The organism is Vibrio sp. 1562, assembly GCF_033340155.1.
GTDB classification, from domain to species: Bacteria; Pseudomonadota; Gammaproteobacteria; order Enterobacterales; family Vibrionaceae; genus Vibrio; species Vibrio alginolyticus.
In genome coordinates this window covers 1-573 of sequence record NZ_JAWOVY010000600.1, presented here as the reverse complement: position 1 = coordinate 573, position 573 = coordinate 1, and the positions used below count along the sequence as shown (strand labels likewise).

The 573-nt window shown below is 44.0% G+C and carries 1 protein-coding gene and 1 pseudogene; both read left to right on the top strand.

Translation table 11 applies throughout. The annotated features are described in order from the left end of the window. A pseudogene (locus R7Z49_RS26630) lies at positions 1-152 on the top strand (ABC transporter permease); the annotation flags it as partial. Positions 153-154: 2 nt separating this feature from the next. Continuing rightward, on the top strand, positions 155-573 hold a 419-nt coding region (locus R7Z49_RS26625; RefSeq protein WP_318112667.1), incomplete at its 3' end, for an ATP-binding cassette domain-containing protein.

Here is a 573-nt window from a genome sequence, read left to right as displayed (position 1 = left end):
TAGGCTGTTCACTATTGGCCATTAGCTCATTGCTTTCAGGGCAGTGGATCATTGAAAACGTATTTAATTTTGAGACAACGCTAAGCGTGGTCATTAACTTCCTTGGCGGCATTTATTTCTTGTATCTGCTGTTGAAAAACAAAGTCGTATAAACATGATAGTCATAGAGAAACTAACCAAAGCATTTGGTTCGAGTAAAGTCGTTGATAGCGCGGATACTCAGTTCGAAAAAGGCAAAGTGACGTCGATCATTGGCCCAAATGGAGCCGGTAAAAGTACCTTGCTCTCGATGGCTTCTCGCCTAACAGAGCGAGACGGTGGTAGCGTCATCATCGACTGTAAAGAGATCGCTGAGTGGGATACCAAAGAGCTGGCGAAAAAGCTTGCTGTGTTGCGCCAAGCGAACTCAATCACGATGCGATTTACCGTGAAAGAGCTGGTTTCTTTTGGTCGGTTTCCTTATTCAAAAGGCAATCTCACCAAAGACGATCATGCGGTCATTGCACAAGCCATTGATTACTTAGACCTGCAAGACATTCAAGATAAATACTTGGATGAGTTGAGTGGTGGTCA